The organism is Mycobacterium sp., from assembly GCF_032161845.1.
Taxonomy (GTDB): Bacteria; Actinomycetota; Actinomycetes; order Mycobacteriales; family Mycobacteriaceae; genus Mycobacterium.
Genome location: NZ_JAVRQA010000336.1, coordinates 1 through 19,107 on the forward strand (window position 1 = coordinate 1; position 19,107 = coordinate 19,107).

11 protein-coding genes are annotated in these 19,107 nt (G+C 67.3%); 5 read left to right on the forward strand and 6 right to left on the reverse strand.

Going from position 1 to position 19,107, the window contains the following annotated elements; genetic code table 11:
- Nucleotides 1–110 precede the first annotated feature (110 nt).
- From QOD90_RS18200 to QOD90_RS18210, 3 genes are all read right to left on the reverse strand, one after another.
- A complete protein-coding gene (locus tag QOD90_RS18200; RefSeq protein WP_526352204.1) occupies nucleotides 111–941 on the reverse strand; it encodes an SDR family NAD(P)-dependent oxidoreductase in 831 nt (276 codons plus the stop codon).
- A gap of 164 nt (nucleotides 942–1,105) precedes the next feature.
- On the reverse strand, nucleotides 1,106–4,792 hold the full coding sequence (locus QOD90_RS18205) for a multifunctional oxoglutarate decarboxylase/oxoglutarate dehydrogenase thiamine pyrophosphate-binding subunit/dihydrolipoyllysine-residue succinyltransferase subunit (protein ID WP_526352223.1): 3,687 nt from the start codon (nucleotides 4,790–4,792) through the stop codon (nucleotides 1,106–1,108).
- 220 nt (nucleotides 4,793–5,012) lie between these two features.
- Nucleotides 5,013–5,765 carry a hypothetical protein gene (locus QOD90_RS18210; RefSeq protein WP_526352206.1) on the reverse strand — a complete coding sequence of 251 codons (753 nt, stop codon included), beginning with the start codon at nucleotides 5,763–5,765 and terminating at the stop codon, nucleotides 5,013–5,015.
- A gap of 152 nt (nucleotides 5,766–5,917) precedes the next feature.
- Between QOD90_RS18210 and QOD90_RS18215 the strand changes: the two genes are divergently transcribed.
- Both QOD90_RS18215 and QOD90_RS18220 read left to right on the forward strand, forming a co-directional pair.
- Nucleotides 5,918–7,210: a multidrug effflux MFS transporter gene (locus QOD90_RS18215; protein WP_526352207.1), complete on the forward strand. Its 1,293-nt coding sequence runs from the start codon at nucleotides 5,918–5,920 to the stop codon at nucleotides 7,208–7,210.
- Nucleotides 7,211–7,400: 190 nt separating this feature from the next.
- Nucleotides 7,401–9,290, forward strand: coding sequence for an MFS transporter (locus QOD90_RS18220; RefSeq protein WP_526352209.1), 1,890 nt, complete (start codon nucleotides 7,401–7,403; stop codon nucleotides 9,288–9,290).
- Here the strand turns inward: QOD90_RS18220 and QOD90_RS18225 are convergent.
- From QOD90_RS18225 to QOD90_RS18235, 3 genes are read right to left on the reverse strand one after another with little or no spacing between them, the layout of a single operon-like run.
- Nucleotides 9,287–10,645, reverse strand: coding sequence for an FAD-binding oxidoreductase (locus QOD90_RS18225; RefSeq protein WP_526352211.1), 1,359 nt, complete (start codon nucleotides 10,643–10,645; stop codon nucleotides 9,287–9,289). The two genes, QOD90_RS18220 and QOD90_RS18225, sit on opposite strands and share 4 nt — an antisense overlap.
- Entirely contained in the window at nucleotides 10,642–14,061 is a 3,420-nt protein-coding gene (locus QOD90_RS18230) for a TM0106 family RecB-like putative nuclease (protein ID WP_526352213.1), read from the reverse strand. The genes QOD90_RS18225 and QOD90_RS18230 overlap by 4 nt, the downstream gene beginning before the upstream one ends.
- 37 nt (nucleotides 14,062–14,098) lie before the next feature.
- The gene (locus QOD90_RS18235) at nucleotides 14,099–14,653 is read right to left on the reverse strand and encodes an LppP/LprE family lipoprotein (protein WP_526352215.1); all 555 of its coding nucleotides are present in this window, start codon (nucleotides 14,651–14,653) and stop codon (nucleotides 14,099–14,101) included.
- A gap of 84 nt (nucleotides 14,654–14,737) precedes the next feature.
- Here QOD90_RS18235 and QOD90_RS18240 point away from each other — a divergent pair, with 84 nt between their 5' ends.
- From QOD90_RS18240 to QOD90_RS18250, 3 genes are all read left to right on the forward strand, one after another.
- On the forward strand, nucleotides 14,738–16,426 hold the full coding sequence (locus QOD90_RS18240; protein WP_526352217.1) for a DEAD/DEAH box helicase: 1,689 nt from the start codon (nucleotides 14,738–14,740) through the stop codon (nucleotides 16,424–16,426).
- Nucleotides 16,423–17,574 (forward strand): acyltransferase family protein, encoded by a 1,152-nt coding sequence (locus QOD90_RS18245; protein ID WP_526352219.1) that lies wholly within the window; start codon nucleotides 16,423–16,425, stop codon nucleotides 17,572–17,574. The genes QOD90_RS18240 and QOD90_RS18245 overlap by 4 nt, the downstream gene beginning before the upstream one ends.
- 142 nt (nucleotides 17,575–17,716) lie before the next feature.
- Nucleotides 17,717–19,107: arylsulfatase (locus QOD90_RS18250; RefSeq protein WP_526352221.1), on the forward strand; the 1,391-nt coding region annotated here is incomplete at its 3' end.

The window sequence follows — 19,107 nt, forward strand, 5'->3', positions numbered from 1 at the left end:
TGGAGCTATGGCCACGTCCACCCCCCCCTGCCGCGACGGTGTGTGTCGGCACGCCGACACACCGCAAAATGCGACAGTCCACGCACGCTCGCGGGCAGGGACGGGAGGAGCTATTTCGCGTCGGGTATCGCTCTCGCCGTGAACGCGGTGAATAGGCGTTGATAGCCGGAGCCGGTGCTCCGGACGACGAGGTCGAGCACCTTGGCGTCGGGGCCGACGAGAACTCGCGCCTTATTCTTGCGGACGGCCTCGAGGATGATCTTGGCGGCTTTTTCCGGCGACGTGTTCGCTAGCTTTTCGTCGAACGTCTTGGCTAGTTCGACGGTGTCGACACCTTCGGCCGAGGTCATATTGCGCGCGATCGCGGTCTTGATGCCGCCGGGATGTACGGTCGTGACCTTCACGGGGTGCTTGGCCAACGACATTTCCTGGCGCAGCGCCTCAGTGAACCCGCGGACCGCAAACTTGGCAGCGTTGTAGGCGGCCTGGCCGGGAACGGCGAAGAGACCGAAGACGCTGGAGACGTTGACGACGTGGCCGTCGCCGGACTCGATGAGATGGGGGAGAAAGGCCTTCGTGCCGTTGACGACGCCCCAGAAGTCGACGTCCATCACGCGCTCGATGTCCTTGTAGGAGCTGACCTCGATGTCACCGGTGAACGCGATGCCCGCGTTGTTGTAGATCTGGTTGACCTTGCCGAAGTGCGCCTTGACCGCGTCGGCGTAGAGCTCGAAGGCTTCACGCTCGGTGACGTCGAGGCGGTCGGCCTTGACCGGCGCGCCGATGGCCTTCAGGCGCGCTTCGGTGACGGCAAGACCTTCGGTGTCGACGTCGCTGATGGCGACTCTCGCACCCGACCGTGCCAGTTCGATGGCAAGCGCCTGGCCGATGCCCGACCCTGCCCCCGTGACGACGGCGACTTTCCCAGCGAAGCCCTCCATGAACATTCACTCCTGTTGTTCGACGCGTGTTGAGTTGTCCGACAGGGTAGCCGATACCGACGGTCCCAGGTTAATCGGTGTCGGCTTGACGGCGACCGTGCGCAAAGTGCCAAAACGAGCGGCGTGTCGGCGTGCCGACACGCCCGCTCGCGGCGGAGGGCGAGTTAGCCGAAGGCCTCGTCGATGATCTCCTGCTGTTCGACCGCATGCACCTTCGACGACCCCGACGACGGAGCCGACATCGCGCGCCGCGAGATGCGCTTGATACCGGTCAGGTGGTTCGGCAACAGTTCTGGCATGGCGAGGCCGAACGTCGGCCACGCCCCCTGGTTGGCCGGCTCCTCCTGCACCGAGCGGAACTCCGAGGCGTTCGGATACTCGTCGAGGGTGGCGGCGAGCCGTCGCTTGGGCAGCGGGTAGAGCTGCTCGACCCGGACGATCGCGATGTCGTCGCGGTTTTCCTTGGCCTTGCGGGCCGCCAGGTCGTAGTAGATCTTGCCGCTGGTCAGAAGGATCCGCTTAACCTTCGAGCGGTCACCGTCGCCGTCGGAGTAGGTGGGCTCCTCGAGGATCGAGCGGAACTTCTGCTCGGTGAAGTCGCGGATGTCGCTCACCGCAGCCTTGTTGCGCAGCATCGACTTCGGGGTGAAGACGATCAGCGGCCGGTGGATCCCGTCCATGCCGTGCCGTCGCAACAAATGGAAGTAGTTCGCCGGAGTCGACGGCATCGCAACGGTCATCGACCCTTCGGCGCACACCTGCAGGAACCGCTCGATGCGGCCCGACGTGTGATCGGGGCCCTGGCCCTCATGGCCATGCGGCAACAGCAGCACGACGTCGGAGAGCTGGCCCCACTTGGCTTCGCCCGAGCTGATGAACTCGTCGATGATCGACTGCGCGCCGTTGACGAAGTCGCCGAACTGCGCCTCCCACAACACCATTGCGTCCGGGTTGCCCACCGAGTAGCCGTACTCGAAGCCTACCGCCGCGTACTCGGAAAGCGCCGAGTCGTAGACCATCAACCTGCCGCCGGTCGGGGTGCCGTCCTCCTTGAGGGTCAGCAACTCCAACGGGGTGAATTCGGCGCCGGTCGTGCGGTCGATGATGACCGCATGGCGCTGCGTGAACGTGCCACGGCGGGTGTCCTGCCCGGAGAACCTGACGAGCTTGCCTTCGGCGACCATGGTGCCGATCGCCAGCAGTTCGCCGAACGCCCAGTCCACCTTGCCCTCGTAGGCCATCTCACGGCGCTTCTCGAGCACCGGCTTGACACGGGGGTGCACGTTGAAGCCCTCCGGCACCGCCAGGTGCGCATCACCGATCCGTGCCAGCAGCGACTTGTCCACTGCCGTAGTCAACTTCGCGGGCAGCTGCTGATCGGACTCGACCGACTCGCTTGGCTCGATCTCGTGCTTCTCGAGGTCGCGGACCTCGTTGAACACCCGCTCGAGTTGGCCCTGGTAGTCGCGCAGGGCGTCCTCGGCCTCCTTGATCGAGATGTCACCGCGGCCGATGAGGGCTTCGGTATAGGTCTTGCGGACCCCGCGCTTGGTGTCGATGACGTCGTACATTCCCGGCTGGGTCATCGACGGGTCGTCGCCCTCGTTGTGCCCGCGGCGGCGGTAGCACAGCATGTCGATGATGACGTCCTTCTTGAACTGCTGACGGAAGTCGATCGCCAGCCGCGCCACCCAGGAGGCGGCCTCTGGGTCGTCGCCGTTGACGTGGAAGATCGGTGCGCCAACCATTTTCGCGACGTCGGTGCAGTACTCCGAGGAGCGGGAGTCCTGCGGCGAGGTGGTGAAGCCGATCTGATTGTTGACGATGATGTGGATGGTGCCGCCGGTGCGGTAACCCCGCAGCAGAGCCAGGTTCAGCGTCTCCGCGACCACGCCCTGGCCCGCGAACGCCGCGTCGCCGTGCATCATGACCGGTACGACGGTGAAGTTCTGTGGACCGTCGGTTCCGGGGTCGAAGTCCACCAGATCCTGCTTGGCGCGAACCAGACCCTCGAGCACGGGGTCGACGGCCTCGAGGTGGGACGGATTGGCCACCAATGACACGTCGATGTCGTTGTCGCCGAACATCTGCAGGTAGTTTCCGGTCGCGCCGAGGTGGTACTTGACGTCGCCGGAGCCATGGGCCTGGCTCGGGTTCAGGTTGCCCTCGAACTCGGAGAAGATCTGCGACGCGGGCTTGCCGACGATGTTGGCCAGCACGTTGAGTCGACCGCGGTGCGGCATGCCGATGACGACCTCGTCGAGTCCGTGCTCGGCGGCCTGGTCGAGCACCGCGTCCATCATCGGGATGACGGTCTCGGCGCCTTCCAGCGAGAAGCGCTTCTGCCCAACGTACTTCGTCTGGAGGAACGTCTCGAACGCCTCGGCGGCGTTGAGCTTGCTCAGGATGTACTTCTGTTCGGCGACCGTCGGCTTGTCGTGCTTGACCTCGACCCGCTCCTGAATCCACTTCTGCTGCTCGGGTTCCAGGATGTGGGTGTACTCCACGCCGACGTGGCGGCAATACGCGTCGCGCAGCACCGACAGCACGTCGCGCAGCTTCTTGTACTCGGCGCCGGCGAAGCCGTCGACCTTGAAGACGCGATCCAGATCCCACAGCGTCAGCCCGTGGGTGAGGACGTCCAAATCGGGGTGGCTGCGGAACCGGGTCTTGTCCAGTCGCAGCGGGTCGATGTCGGCCATCAGATGGCCGCGATTACGGTACGCCGCAATCAGTTCGATGATCCTGGCGTTCTTGTCGTGGATCGAGTCGGGGTTGTCGGTGCGCCACCGGACGGGCTCGTACGGGATGCCCAGTTCGCGGAAGATCTCGTCGAAGAAGTCGTCGGAGAGCAGCAGTTTGTGAACGGTGCGCAGGAAGTCGCCGGACTCGGCGCCCTGGATGATGCGGTGGTCGTAGGTCGAGGTCAGCGTGATCAGCTTGCCGAGACCCATCTCGGCGATCCGCTCTTCGCTGGCGCCCTGGAACTCGGCCGGGTACTCCATCGCGCCCGCGCCGACGATTGCGCCCTGGCCGCTCATGAGGCGCGGCACCGAGTGCACGGTGCCGATGGTGCCAGGGTTGGTCAGCGAGATCGAGACCCCCGCGAAGTCCTCGGCGGTGAGCTTGCCGTCGCGCGCTCGGCGCACGATGTCCTCGTAGGCGGCGATGAACTGCCCGAAACGCATCGTCTCGCAACGCTTGATCGCGGCAACGACGAGCTGACGCTTGCCTTCCTTGCCCTGCAGGTCGATGGCCAGGCCCAGGTTGGTGTGGGCGGGCGTCACCACGTTGGGCTTGCCGTCGATCTCGGCGAAGTGCCGGTTCATGTTCGGGAAGCTCTTGACGGCCTGCACGATCGCGTAGCCCAGCAGGTGGGTGAAGCTGATCTTGCCGCCGCGGGTGCGCTTGAGGTGGTTGTTGATGACGGTGCGGTTGTCGAACATCAGCTTCGCCGGGATGGCCCGCACGCTGGTCGCGGTCGGCACGTCCAGCGAGGCGTTCATGTTCTTGACGACGGCAGCCGCCGCGCCGCGAAGGACCGCGACCTCGTCACCATCGGCGGGTGGAGCGCTCGCGGCGGCCTTCGGCTTGGCCTCGGCGGCCTTCACCGGTTCGGCCTTCACCGGCTCGGCCTTGGCGGGCTCGCTCTTGGCTGGCTCGGCCTTGGCGGGCTCGGCCTCAGCGGCCTCAGCGGCCGGCTCGGCTGCCTTGGCCGGCGCCGCTGCCTGGCCGTTACTGCTCGCCGCCGCCGCGGTGGTGTCGTTGGTCGGCTCGGGGGAGTAGTCGACGAGGAACTCGTGCCAGCTCGGATCGACCGACGAGGGATCCTCGCGGAACTTGCGGTACATCTCCTCGACAAGCCACTCGTTCTGTCCGAATGGTGAAGGTGAACTGCTCACGGCAGCTACTCGCCTCGATTCCTTCTAACTCCGCGGACGCGCCGTCTGCCGCCCGCTCTTTCGCCCCATAAAGGCTAGCGCTTCCGAGGCAACCGGTAGCGGCCAACGCCACTAGTCACATCGAGCCGACGTCGACGGCGGCATTGATGCGTCTCGAGGGACGCTCGTCCTACTTCTCCAGCGCGGGCAGAACGTGCAGCGTCGCGGGCCACCGGGCCGGCGGGTTGCCGAATGCACCACGCGCGTTGGAGACGATCTTCTTGCCCATCGCGCGGTTGCCGACGCCGCCGATCACCGCGCCGATGCCGACCGGAAGCATCTTGCCGAACGCGATCGCGCCCCGCTTGAGCGCGTACTTCTTCACGAAGAACTTCAGCAACCGCCCGTTCAACTGCGATACCGCGGGCAGCGGAAGCGACGCCGCGCCGTCGGCCAGCCACGCCCCACCCGTTCGTCCCGTTCCGATCAGGTCGGCCACGGCATGCCTGCCGTCGTCACCGACCAGCACCGCGAGCACCAGTGCGCGGCGACGCTCGCGATGTTCGGCGGGAATGCCGTGCACCTCGGCGACGGCCAGTACGAAGACGGCGGTCGCCTCGAGGAACACCACGGTCTCACCGGCGACGGCGGACATGGCGACCAGCGTGCCGATGCCGGGGAACGCCGCCGCCGACCCAACGGCCGCGCCGCTGGCCATCACCGCGGCGAGGTAGTGCTTCTCCAACTTCTCGACGATCTCGGCGGGCGTCGCGCTTGGATCGTGTTCACGCAACCGCTCGACGTAGGCCTTGACCGCGGGACCCTGAACGCGAGCGCCGCGTTCGATGATCTGAGACAGCGCGCGGGCTGCCACGCTCGGATCGTCATCTGAGCCCTTGCGGGTAGCGGGCAGTTGGCTCTTGGCGCTAGAACGAGCGCTCATGGGTATGGCCTCCATCTGCGGACGGGCTCTCCAAAGGCTATCCCGTCGTGATGCACATCCAACGCACAGCGGGGCCTGCGCGTGCCCGGCGGTGACGTCGGTCACCGTTCGCCGTGGGAAGAAAATGCCCGTCACCCTTGCTAAACAGTTTCATGGCAGCATCTGGATTCGTGGACCTCAAGCGCGCTGCACCCACCGACCCGGGGGTGATCGACGATCCAAAGGTGCCGAGCCAGACCCGGATGATCGTGGTGCTCGGCCTTCTGGTCGCGCTGGGACCGCTCACGATCGACATGTACCTGCCGTCCCTTCCGCGGATCGCCGAGGACTACTCGGTGACGTCTTCGGTGGTGCAGTTGACGCTGACGGGCACGCTGGCGGGTCTGGCCCTGGGTCAGCTGGTGATCGGTCCACTGTCCGATTCGCTCGGCCGCCGTCGTCCGCTGATGGCGGGAATCGTGCTGCACATGCTGGCGTCGGTGCTGTGCCTGTTCGCGCCGAACATCGTTGTGCTCGGGATCGCGCGGGGCCTACAGGGCGTCGGCGCGGCCGCCGCGATGGTGGTGGCGATCGCGATCGTCGGCGACCTGTTCTCCAACGCAAGAGCGGCGACCGTCATGTCGAGGTTGATGCTGGTGCTCGGCGTGGCCCCGGTGGTCGCCCCGTCGCTGGGTGCGGCCGTGCTGCTGCGCTTCTCCTGGCATTGGGTGTTCGCCGTCCTGGTGGTGCTCGCCGGACTACTCCTCCTGCTCGCGGCGCTGGCGCTGCCCGAGACCCTGCCGGTGTCGCATCGACGACCGCTGCGCGTTCGCGGCATCCTCTCCACCTACGGCGAACTTCTTCGCGACCGGCGCTTCGTCATCCTCGTTCTGGTGGCCGCGCTGGGCATGTCAGGGCTGTTCGCCTACATCGCCGGCGCCTCGTTCGTGCTGCAGGGGCGCCATGGCCTCGACCAGCAGGCGTTCGCGTTGGTGTTCGGTGCAGGCGCGGTCGCGCTGATCGGGGCGACGCAGTTCAACGTCGTCCTACTGCGTCGCTTCGCACCCCAAACCATCACGGTCTGGGCGTTGGCGGCCTCAGCCGCTGCGGGCGTGGTCTTCGTTGGGCTGGCCGCGGCGGGGCTGGTTGGCATCTACGCCTTCGTACTCCCCGTGTGGGCGATCCTGGCGGCGATGGGATTCGTCATCCCCAATGCGCCCGCAGTGGCGCTCACGCGGCATCCCGATGCCGCGGGCACCGCTGCCGCCCTGCTTGGCGCGGGTCAGTTCGGGCTGGGTGCGGCCGTCGCGCCATTGGTCGGCGTGCTCGGCAACGACGAACTGGCGCTCGCCGCGGTCATGACGGCGGGATCGGTCATCGCCTTGCTGGCGCTTCTCGCGGTGGGGGGTGCTGGGGCCGGCGAAGACGTCGCGGCACCTGGGGTTGCCGTCGCTGACGCGGTTTGATCCGCTCCGTTTGCCAGCGCTGCGGAAGCAGGCCGACTTGTCGTGAAACGGGCTGATCCGTAGCGTCGGCTCAATAGCTTCGCAACCGCACGACCGATTGAATGCCGCAGACACTGACTCATTCGCTGGTGCCCCACGCCGTGCTGGCCGGGGCCGCGATGTCGCGCGCCAAGGCCACTGAGGCGGCGCGATGACGGCGCTGCTGCATCTGTTGCGGCCCCGCACCGACAATCCGTGGAACGCGCTGTGGGCGCTGCTGGTGGGTTTCTTCATGATCCTTCTCGACGCCACGATCGTCGCCGTCGCGAACCCCTCGATCATGGATGCCCTGCACGTCGACTACGCCTCCGTCATCTGGGTGACCAGCGCCTACCTGCTGGCGTACGCGGTGCCGCTACTCCTGGCCGGCAGGCTTGGGGACCGGTTCGGGCCGCGCAATCTCTACCTGGTCGGGCTCGCGGTATTCACCGTTGCGTCGCTGTGGTGTGGTCTGGCGGGCAGCATCGAGACCCTCATCGCCGCACGTTCCGTGCAGGGGATCGGTGCGGCGTTGTTGACGCCGCAGACGTTGTCGACGATCACCCGGATCTTCCCCGCGGAGCGGCGCGGTGTCGCGTTGAGCGTGTGGGGTGCCACGGCGGGCGTCGCCACCCTCGTCGGACCCCTCGCGGGCGGCGTGCTCGTCGACGGCCTCGGTTGGCAGTGGATCTTCATCGTCAACGTGCCGATCGGCCTCGTCGGACTGGTCTTGGCCCTGATCTTCGTCCCGACCCTGCCGACCGAGAAGCACGGTTTCGACGTGCTCGGCGTCGTGCTGTCCGGCGTGGGCATGTTCTTGATCGTCTTTGCGCTGCAGGAGGGCCAAACCCGCGACTGGGCGCCGTGGATCTGGGGCCTGCTGCTGGCGGGCGTCGCCGCGATGGTTGGCTTCGTCTACTGGCAGGCCGTCAATCCAGACGAGCCACTGATTCCGCTGAAGGTGTTCCGCGACAACGACTTCCGGATGTCAAACGTCGGGATTGCCGTGATCGGTTTCGCGGTGACGGCCATGATCCTGCCTGTGATGTTCTACGCCCAGGCCGTTTGCGGGCTGTCTCCTACCCGGTCTGCATTGCTGACCGCGCCGATGGCGATCGTGAGCGGGGTGCTGGCCCCCTTCGTCGGCAAGCTCGTCGACCGGACCCACCCGCGCCCGATCGTCGGATTCGGCTTCTCCGCGCTGGCGATCGCCTTGACCTGGCTGTCGATCGAGATGACGCCAACGACGCCGATCTGGCGACTGCTGCTGCCGTTCGTCCTGATGGGCATCGGCATGGCGTTCATCTGGTCTCCGCTCGCGGCCACCGCGACCCGCACCCTTCCGCCCGAGCTGGCCGGTGCCGGCTCTGGCGTCTACAACACCACGCGGCAGGTCGGCAGCGTGCTTGGCAGTGCGGGCATGGCGGCACTGATGACGTCGCAGATCAGCGCGGCGATGCCCGGGGAGACGGATCCCGGCGTCGGCCAGGGCGCCGTCACCCAATTGCCGAGTTTCCTGCACGCGCCGTTCGCGGCCGCGCTCTCGCAGTCGCTTCTGCTTCCTGCGTTCGTCGCGCTGCTGGGAGTGGTTGCCGCACTGTTCCTGCGTGGGTCCCTGGGTGGTCCGGCCGCCGAGCCGAGCCGCTTGGTCGACGCCCGCACGTACGTCGAACCCGACTACTTTCTCGACGACGACGACTACGTCGAGTACACCGTCGACTGGTCGTCGGAGGACGAGGACGAACCGGTCCCTCCGGTGCAACGGCAAGCCGACGTCCCTGCGCGCGGCGCCATCGCCGCCGACGAGAGTGTCACCGTCCCGCTGGCCGTCGCCGTCGATGACGAGCCGGACACGGTGCCCCAACTCATCGCGACCGCGGAGCGGTACCGGTCACCGGAGCCAATCGGCTTTGCCCACAACGGTTTCCACGTCGAAGTGGAAGTGCCGGTCCCGGTGCCACCGCCTCCGTCACCGCGGGGCGGGAGGCACTCCCGCGATGACGAGCAGGCCGACGGCGATGCGGGAACCTACGGCAGGCACTCGATGCGGTTCCGCGACTAGTCGAAAAGCACCGCGGGGTTCAGGCAGCCGTCGGGGTCGAACGCCGCCTTGACTGCCCGCATCGCCGCGATGTCGGCTGCGGTGCGCGACATCGTCAGGTAATCCCGCTTGCGGGTTCCGACTCCGTGCTCACTGCTGACGTTGCCGCGGCAAGCGGCGATCAACGCCATCATCGCGGAGTACAGGTCGCGCTCGCGATCGGCGTTCAACTCGCAGCGCACCAGGTTCAGGTGCAGGTTGCCCTCGCCGATGTGGCCGAACAGCACCGGGATGGCGTCAGGCGCGTACTCGGCGACCAACGCGGTCGCCGAGGTGGCGAACTCGTCGATCATCGAAAGTGGCAGCGAGACATCGAACTTCAGCGGCGGTCCGTAGACGCCAAGCACGTCGGCGACGGCCTCGCGGACCTGCCAGAGTCGGTGCTGGGTGGCGGTGTCGATGCCGACGGCGGGTTCCCCGGCCAGCTCGGCGCCCTCGAGGAGTTCGGCCAGCCGCTCGGTGTGGTCGACGTCGCCAGCCAACTCGATGAGAAGCTGCCACGCGCCGTCGACGGCGGCGCCGACGCTCGCATGTTCGGCCGTCAGTGCGCTGGCCCGCGCGTCGATGAGTTCCAGTGCGGCGATGCCGTCGACGTCGCGGAACTCGCGTCCGACGGCGACGAGTGCGTTGAGGTCGTCGAAGCCCGCGATGGCCGTAACGCGTTGTGCCGGTGCGGGATGCAGTCGAAGGTCGAGGCTGGTGATCACCCCGAGGGTGCCCTCGGCGCCGACGAACAGGGACGCCAGGTCGTAGCCGGTGTTGTCGCTGCGCACCTCGCTGTGGCGACGCACCACCGACCCGTTGGGTAGCGCCACCTCGAGTCCGAGGACCTGCTCGCCCATGTTGCCGTAGCGGACGGTGCGCAACCCACCCGCATTGGTCGACGCCATTCCACCAACGGTCGCCGAGTCACGCGCCGCGAGGTCGACGCCGAACACCAGACCCGCGGCCGTCGCGGCGTGCTGGACGGCTGCCAGCGTCGCACCCGCTCCCACGCGGACGCGGCGTTCGACGGTGTCGACCTCGTCGATCGCCGAGAGGCGCTCGGTGGAGAGCAGGACGTCGTCGTGCTCGGGGACGGTGCCCGCGACCAGGGACGTCCGCCCGCCCTGCACGGTGACGTAGGCGCCTGCGTCATGACACGTCCGCAGCGCCGCCGCCACTTCGTCGTCGGAGCCGGGGCGCACCAGGGCGACCGCCCCGCCTCGGTAGCGGCCGGTGTAGTCGACGCAGCGGCCGGCCAGGACGTCGGGGTCGGTGCTGACGTACTTGGCGCCGACGATCGCGGCGAGTTGGTCGGTCAGCGTGTCACTCACTCCGTGGGTGTATCACACGGCGAGAGCGCCAGGAATGCGCCGAGCTCGATCAGACCGGCCGGGGTGGACGGCAGGTAGTCGGTCAGCAGCGGCGAACGGACGATGATCGCCGCGTACTTGGCGCGGCTCACCGCGACGTTGAGCCGATTCCGATTCAGCAGGAAGGAGATTCCGCGGGGTACGTCGTCGATGGAGGACGCCGTCATCGAGATGAAGACGACGGGCGCCTGCCTGCCCTGGAATTTGTCGACGGTGCCGACCTGGACGTCGGGAAGGGCCGCCGCGTCGAGCCGGTGCCGCAGGGTGACCACCTGGGCGTTGTACGGCGTGACCACCAGCACGTGTTCCTGGCCGAGCGGAGTGGTGCCGTGCTCGTCGGTCCACGCGGTGCCGAGCAGAGCCTTGATCTCACCGACGATCGCGTCCGCCTCCTCGGGGCTGTCGGTGGAGTTGCCGTCGTGCGGCACGGGCAGTACGCGGACTCCCGGGGTGACACCGGCGAGATGGCGGGCGCCGCTCACGTCGGCGCGGGCGTGGAGGCGACCGTCGTACGAGAGGCGCGACACCGCGGTGCAGACGGTCGGATGCATCCGGAACGAGAGGTCGAGGAAGTAGCCACGCTCAGGCGCCAAGGTGTGGCTGCCCTCGACGAGCCAACCCAGCGCCGACTCGTCGACGGGCTCCGGGTGGATGCCCTGGCTGACCTGGGGCAGCTGCTGGGGATCCCCGAGCAGCAGGAGATTTCGGGCCGCCTGCGACACGGCGATGGTGTTGGCGAGGCTGAACTGTCCCGCCTCCTCGATGGCCAACAGGTCGAGGCTGTGTCGCGGCACGCGGCCGTCGTTGGCGAAGTCCCATGCCGTCCCGCCGATGACGCAGCCTTCGCTGTCGGCGATGAACGATGGATACTGCTTTTCGCTGATCTCCTGCCAGCACGGGTTGGCGCCCCTGCGCTTCTTGGCCACCTTGGTGGCGTCGACGCCTGCCTCGATCACGTCGCGCAGCAGGTTCTCGACAACGGCATGCGACTGCGCGACGACGCCGACCCGCCAACGGTGGTCGTTGACGAGTGTCGCGATGACGCGAGCGGCGGTGTAGGTCTTGCCGGTGCCCGGCGGTCCGTGCACCGCGAGATACGACGAGTCCAGGTCGAGCAGCGCCGCGGTGATGTCCTCCGCGGCGCCCTCGCCGCGGGGGAGCGGGCCGCGGCTGACGGTGCGGGGCGCTCGCCGCAGCAGGATGTCGAGCACGGCACCCGGCGCCAAGGCGGGCAGGCCTGCGGCGACGTCATTGGCGGTCGCCTCGATGGAGGTCTGCAGGGGCTTGGTGTTGACCGGCGGTCCCGGCGTCAGCGCAAACGGCAGTTGGTCGAAGACGTCACCGTCCTTCGGTTGGCGCTCAAGGACGAGGACCTCCGTGGGTACCTCGGGATCGTCGCACTCCAGCACCTCGACGGAACCGAACGCGCGCCGGTCGGGGTCGTCGGCCAAACCGGTGGGTGCGGGCGGGTCGTAGAGGGCGTACATGCCCGTAGTCAGCGCGCCGGAGGCGATCTCGCCGGTGAGCGTGATGCGACGCTGCGGCTTGTGCGCCTTCGGTGGCTGGTGCCAGTCGACCGCCACCTCCGCGTGCGTGGCGACGAAGACGCCGGTGTTGTCGGCCCATTCATCCGTCGGGTTGTTGAGCCGGTCGAAGTGCGCCCACCAGAAGGGCTTGTCCTCGCGCTTGTGATAGCCCCGCGCGGCGGCCACCATCGCCACCGCCTGCTGCTCGGGTGACCGGTCTTCGACGCCGTCACCGGCGAATCGGATGAGCTTGCGTTCCAGCTCGTCGGCGACCTCGACGGGACCGCCGTCGTCGACCGGCTGTGGACCGCGAGGCGGCACTTCGGACTCGATGGCCCTTGCGACCAACCAGTCACGCAGCCTTCGCGTCGAACGGCAGTCGTACCGGTTGTAGTCCTCGATGTCCTTGAGCACGATCTGCGCCTCGTCGACGAGGCCGTCGTCGCGCAGCTCGCAGTAGCGGGCATACTGCGTGATCGAGTCGGTCGCGGTCGTCACCTCACCGCTGCGCAGTTCGAGCCCCATGTAGAGCGGCTCAAGCGACTTGATGCTGTAGTTCTCGGCACCGACGCGAATGCTCTTGCGCACCAACGGGAAGAGGTCGACCAGCACGCCGTTGCGGAGCAGGTCGTCGACCTCGTTCTCGCCGACACCGTAGCGGCCGGCCAGGCGCAGCAGAGTGCTCTTCTCGTATGCCGCGTAGTGGTAGACGTGCATGTTCGGGTAGCGCTTACGGCGCTTGCGCACCATCGCCAGGAAGTCGACGAGCGCCTGGCGTTCACTCGCCCGGTCGTGGGCCCAGAAGGGTTGGAACTCGTCGGTGGTCGTCAGCACGCCCCACAGGTACTCCAGACCCCAGTCGCGACCGTTGACCGTCCACAGGGGGTCGCCCTCGAAGTCGAAGAACAGATCACCCTTGTCGTGGTCGGGCAGCACCGCGAGCGGCTGTGCGTCGACGATTTCGTAGGGCGGTTTGCCGTCGATGCGCGGCGCGATCTGCAGCCGCGCCTGTGCCGCCAGGCCATCGACCGCCCGTGCCGACAGCTGCGGGACGACGCCGGTGTGGGCCGCCAGTTGGTGCACGGTCGTGACGTCCGCGTCGATGAGGCGGGCGCGCTGACTGACCCGCATCCCGGCGACCAAAAGCAGGTCGTCGCGGGCCCGGACCTGGATTGCGCATTCGGGACAGCGGAAGCAGGCGCGCACCTCTTGGTCGTCCCACGACACGGCAAGGCCACCGGCGTGGTGGCGGTCGAGGAGTCGTTCGAGCGCGGTGCGCCGCGACAGGTAGACGGGCAGGAGTTCGTCCACCCGGTAGCTCGCGGCCGTGCCGTCGCCGAGCACCAGGTCGACCTCGTCGGCCACCGGGACGCCGGTGTTGGTCAGCGTGTCGGCGTAGGCCGCGAGTTGCAGCAGGGCCTCCACCTTGACCGAGCGCGCGAGCTTGGTGTCCCGCAGCCGGTAGCGATCTCCGTCGAGCACCAGGAAGTCGGCGAAGCCGACGAACCGACCGTCGAACATCGCCGCCTGGTAGATGACCGACGAACGGTCCTCGACCGCGCGCCTGGTCTGGTCGGCCGCGGCGCGCAGGCCCGCGGCGGTGTACGTGGGGCGGCCGATCACCGTGACGTCGCCGAACTCGGCGCGCAGGTCGTCCAACTGGCGGCGTTCGTGCTCGTCACCGAGAGTCGAAGTGCGGGCGAGCAGTTCGTCCTCGACTTCGATCCTCGGGCTGCGTCCCAGTTTCGCGTCGAAGGCGCGAAGCAGCGCGTACTCGCACCGCGCTGCGGCGGCGAGATCGGATGCGCTGTAGACGACGCGGTCGTCGCCCCCATCGCCCAAGACGAACACGTCCGCAACTGTAGGTCAGGACGCCGACGTCGAGCGGCTAGCCGGTGTTGCCGATCAGTTCCACACCGTTGCCGTTCCAGCGGAATCGCACGATGCTCTTGAGCTTGCTGGTCTCGTCGAGGTACATCAGGGCGATCGTGTCGCCAGTGGTGGCCGTCTCGTCGATGCCGTTGAAGCCGTAGGTGTCTGGCACGCCCGTGGGGATGACCTTGCCGAGGTGAAACAGCACGGCGCGGGTGTTCGGGTTGTCGGCGTTGGTGTTGGCCTTGATGACGATCGCCGACAGCTGCGCGCATTCGTTGTAGTTGCCTGCCAGCGGTTCGGAGCTCCATGGCTGGCCGCTGCGCGGATCACGGGGCAGCTCGGAGACGGCCTTGGCGATCTCGGGCGCGGCGAGGTTGATCGCGCACGGGTCGGCGGGCGCGGAAGTCGGTGCCGGGCCGGAGGCAACCGTCGGGCCGGGGCCAGGCGGTGCGGTCTGGGCTGGGCCCACGGTGGCCTCGGGTGTCTTGGACACGGTCGAATCGCTCGCGCCGCAGCCGGCCAGCGCCGTCACCGCCGCCAGGACCGCGAACCACCACCGACGTCTCACAGGATCCTCACGTTGGGCCACCGTACCGGCTCGGGGTGCCATCGCGGCTGCGCGAGCTGCGACTACCCGTAGACTGCAACCTCGATGACGTCTGAAGAACCCGACGCGCCGAGCGCGGAAATTACCTTTGCTGACCTGCAGATTCACCCGGCGGTGCTGCGGGCCCTCGCCGACGTCGGCTACGAGTCGCCGTCGGCCATCCAGGCCGCCACGATTCCGCCGATGATGGCGGGCTCCGACGTCGTCGGGCTCGCGCAGACCGGAACGGGCAAGACCGCGGCCTTCGCGATTCCGATCCTCTCGCGGATCGATACCACCAGCCGCACCACGCAGGCGCTGGTCCTGGCGCCGACACGCGAGCTCGCGCTGCAGGTCGCGGAGGCCTTCAGCCGCTACGGCGCACATCTGCCGGTAAACGTGCTGCCTGTGTACGGCGGCTCGTCCTACGGCCCTCAGTTGGCCGGACTCAAGCGCGGCGCCCAGGTCGTGGTCGGTACGCCCGGTCGGGTGATCGACCACCTGGAGAAGGGCAGCCTGGACGTCTCGCATCTGGACTACATGGTGCTCGACGAGGCCGACGAGATGCTGCAGATGGGCTTCGCCGAGGACGTCGAGCGAATCCTCGCGGACACCCCCGAGTACAAGCAGGTGGCGCTTTTCTCGGCCACCATGCCGCCCGCCATCCGCAAGATCACCTCCAAGTACCTGCACGACCCCGTCCAGGTGACGGTCAAGTCGAAGACCGCCACGGCGGAGAACATCTCGCAGCGCTACATCCAGGTCGCCGGGCCGCGCAAGATGGACGCGCTGACCCGGCTGCTCGAGGTGGAGCCGTTCGAGGCGATGATCGTGTTCGTCCGTACCAAACAGGCCACCGAAGAGGTCGCCGAGAAGCTGCGGGCGCGGGGTTTCTCCGCCGCGGCGATCAACGGCGACATCGCCCAGGCCGTGCGTGAGCGCACCATCAGCCAGCTCAAGGACGGCACGATCGACATCCTGATCGCCACCGACGTGGCGGCGCGCGGGCTGGACGTCGAGCGCATCTCGCATGTGCTCAACTACGACATTCCGCACGATCCCGAGTCCTACGTGCACCGCATCGGGCGCACCGGGAGGGCTGGCCGGTCGGGTGCGGCGGTGTTGTTCGTCACGCCCCGCGAGAAGCATCTGCTGAACTCGATCGAGCGGGTCTCCCGGCAGAAGCTCGTCGAGTCTCAGCTGCCGTCAGTCGACGACGTCAACGACAAGCGGGTGGAGAAGTTCCGCGAGTCGATCACCGAGGCGTTGAACGCACCGGGAATCGAGTTGTTCCGCAAGCTGATCGAGGGCTACGAGCGCGACCACGACGTGCCGACGGCTGAGATCGCCGCAGCGCTGGCGGTGCAGAGTCGCGGTGGCGGCGAGTTCTTGATGACGGAGCCACCACCGGAGAAGCGCCGCGAACGTCCCGATCGCGAGGACGGCCCGCCGCGCAAGCGCCGCGACAACGTCCGCAGCGATCTGGCGACCTACCGCATCGCGGTCGGCAAACGGCACAAGGTCGGTCCTGGATCCATCGTCGGCGCGATCGCCAACGAGGGCGGCTTGCACCGAAGCGACTTCGGCCACATCACGATCAAGATGGACCACTCGCTGGTCGAGTTGCCTGCGAAGCTATCCAGGGAAACGTTGAAAAAGCTTGAGCACACTCGTATTTCAGGTGTGCTGATCGACCTCAAACAAGACCGCGGCCCGAGTCGCGCTGGCCCGAGTCACCATCACAAGCCACAGTGACGTCGCCGGACAACAGTGACGTTGGCGGCCTCGAGTCGGTCAGTTCGAGCCGCGTCGCCTCACTGACCGGCATCCGCGCGGTCGCGGCCATACTCGTGATGCTCACGCATGCCGCGTACACCACGGGCAACTACACCCACGGGTACGTCGGACTTCTCTACTCCCGCATGGAGATTGGCGTCCCCATCTTCTTCGTGCTGTCCGGTTTCCTGTTGTTCGCGCCGTGGGTGCGCGCGGCCGCGGCGGCCGACGGGTACGCGCCACCCTCGGTGCGCCGCTACGCCTGGCACCGGGTCCGTCGCATCATGCCGGCCTACGTCGTGACGGTGCTTGCGGCGTACCTGGTGTACCACTTCCGCACGGCGGGCCCGAATCCCGGTCACACGTGGATGGGGTTGTTCCGCAACCTGACCCTCACGCAGATCTACACCGACGACTACCTGTTCTCCTACCTGCACCAGGGTCTGACCCAGATGTGGAGCCTGGCCGTCGAGGCGGCGTTCTACGTGGCGCTGCCGGTGATGGCCTACCTGTTGCTGGTGGTGCTGTGCCACCGCGAGTGGCACCCGGTACGGCTGGTCCTTGGCCTGACCGTGCTGGCACTCCTCTCCCCGGCGTGGCTGACGCTGGTGCACACCACCGAGTTCCTGCCCGACGGTGCGCCGTTGTGGTTACCCACCTACCTGATGTGGTTCATCGGCGGCATGCTGCTCGCGGCGCTGTTGCCGTTGGGCGTGCGGGCGTACGCGATGATCTGCGTCCCGCTGGCGCTGGCCTGTTACTTCATCGTCGCCACGCCGATCGCCGGCGCGCCGACGACGTCGCCCGCAGAACTTCGCGAGGGATTGGCCAAGACGTTGTTCTACGCCGTCATCGCGACGCTTCTGGTCGCGCCGCTGGCGCTGCGGGGGCGCGGTGAGGCGCGCGGCTGGTACCTGCAGTTGATGGCGAGCCGGCCGATGGTGTTCCTCGGCGAGATCTCCTACGAAATCTTCCTGATCCACCTCGTCACGATGGAGTTGGTGATGGTCGAGGTCCTGCACTTTCCGATCTACACCGGCTCGATGTTCTGGCTGTTCGTCGTGACGCTGGCGGTGACCGTCCCGCTGGCGTGGCTGTTGCACCGGTTCACCCGGGTCAAGGCGTAGCGGCGCCCTCGTTCCGCGTCGGTGACCACACCGTCAAATAGTCCCGTCGTCGCGCGCCGCGGGCTACTGTGGCCGTCTCGGACTCGAGCGGCGTGGTTCGAGATCGTCGATACGGCGATCACTTCGGCGAGCGGAATCCTGCGTGACTTCATCCAATGAAGCGCCGGCCGTCCGGCGTGACATCCTGCCCGTTCCGGACGTCGCGCACGTCGGCCTCACGACGTATGACGCGAAGGACCCGGATACCAGCTACCCGCCGATCCGGGACATTCGCCCGCCCGAGACCGCACCCAACGTGCTCGTCATCCTGATCGACGACGTCGGGTTCGGGGCCAGCAGTGCATTCGGCGGGCCGTGCGAGACCCCGAACTTCGAGAAACTGGCTGCGGGTGGACTGAAGTACAACCGCTTCCATACCACGGCGCTGTGCTCACCAACACGCCAAGCGCTCTTGACCGGTCGCAACCACCACTCGGTCGGCATGGGCAACATCACCGAAACTGCCACGGCCGCACCCGGATACACATCGGTGCTACCGAACACCAAGGCGCCGCTCGCATTGACGTTGAAACTCAACGGATATTCGACTGCGCAGTTCGGCAAGTGCCACGAGGTTCCGGTGTGGCAGACGAGTCCGGCAGGCCCGTTCACGGCGTGGCCGACCGGCGGCGGCGGGTTCGAGTACTTCTACGGCTTCATCGGCGGCGAGAACAACCAGTGGGACCCGGCCCTGTACGAGGGCACCACCCCGATCGAGCCGCCGAAGACGCCCGCCGAGGGCTATCACCTCACCGAGGACCTGACCGACAAGGCGATCAACTGGGTTCGGCAGCAGAAGGCGCTCCTGCCCGACAAGCCGTTCTTCATGTACTTCGCGCCCGGTGCTACCCACGCTCCGCACCAGGTGCCCAAGGAATGGATCGAGAAGTACAAGGGCAAGTTCGCTCACGGCTGGGACAAGCAGCGTGAGATCACGTTCGAACGGCAGAAGGAGCTGGGCGTCATCCCGGCCGACGCCGTCCTGACGCCCCGAGACGCGGAGATCCCGGCGTGGGAGGACATGGATCCGGGGCTGCGGCCAGTGCTGGAGCGCGAGATGGAGGTGTATGCGGCCTTCATGGAGCACACCGACCATCACGTCGGCAGGCTCCTCGACGCGATCGAACCGATCCTCGACGACACCTTGGTGTACGTGATCATCGGTGACAACGGGGCGTCGGCGGAGGGCACGCTGCAGGGTGCCTTCAACGAGATGGCCAACTTCAACGGGATGGCCGACATCGAGACTCCCGAGTTCTTGGCGTCGAAGATCGACGAGTTCGGTGGCGAGGGCTCCTATGGCCACTACGCGGTGGGCTGGGCATGGGCGATGGATTCGCCGTATCAGTGGACCAAGCAGGTAGCGTCGCACTGGGGCGGTACCCGCAACGGCACGATCGTGCACTGGCCCAAGGGCATCGAGGAGAAGGGCGGCCACCGCAACCAGTTCAGCCACGTCATCGACCTGGCCCCAACGGTTTTGGAGGCAGCCGG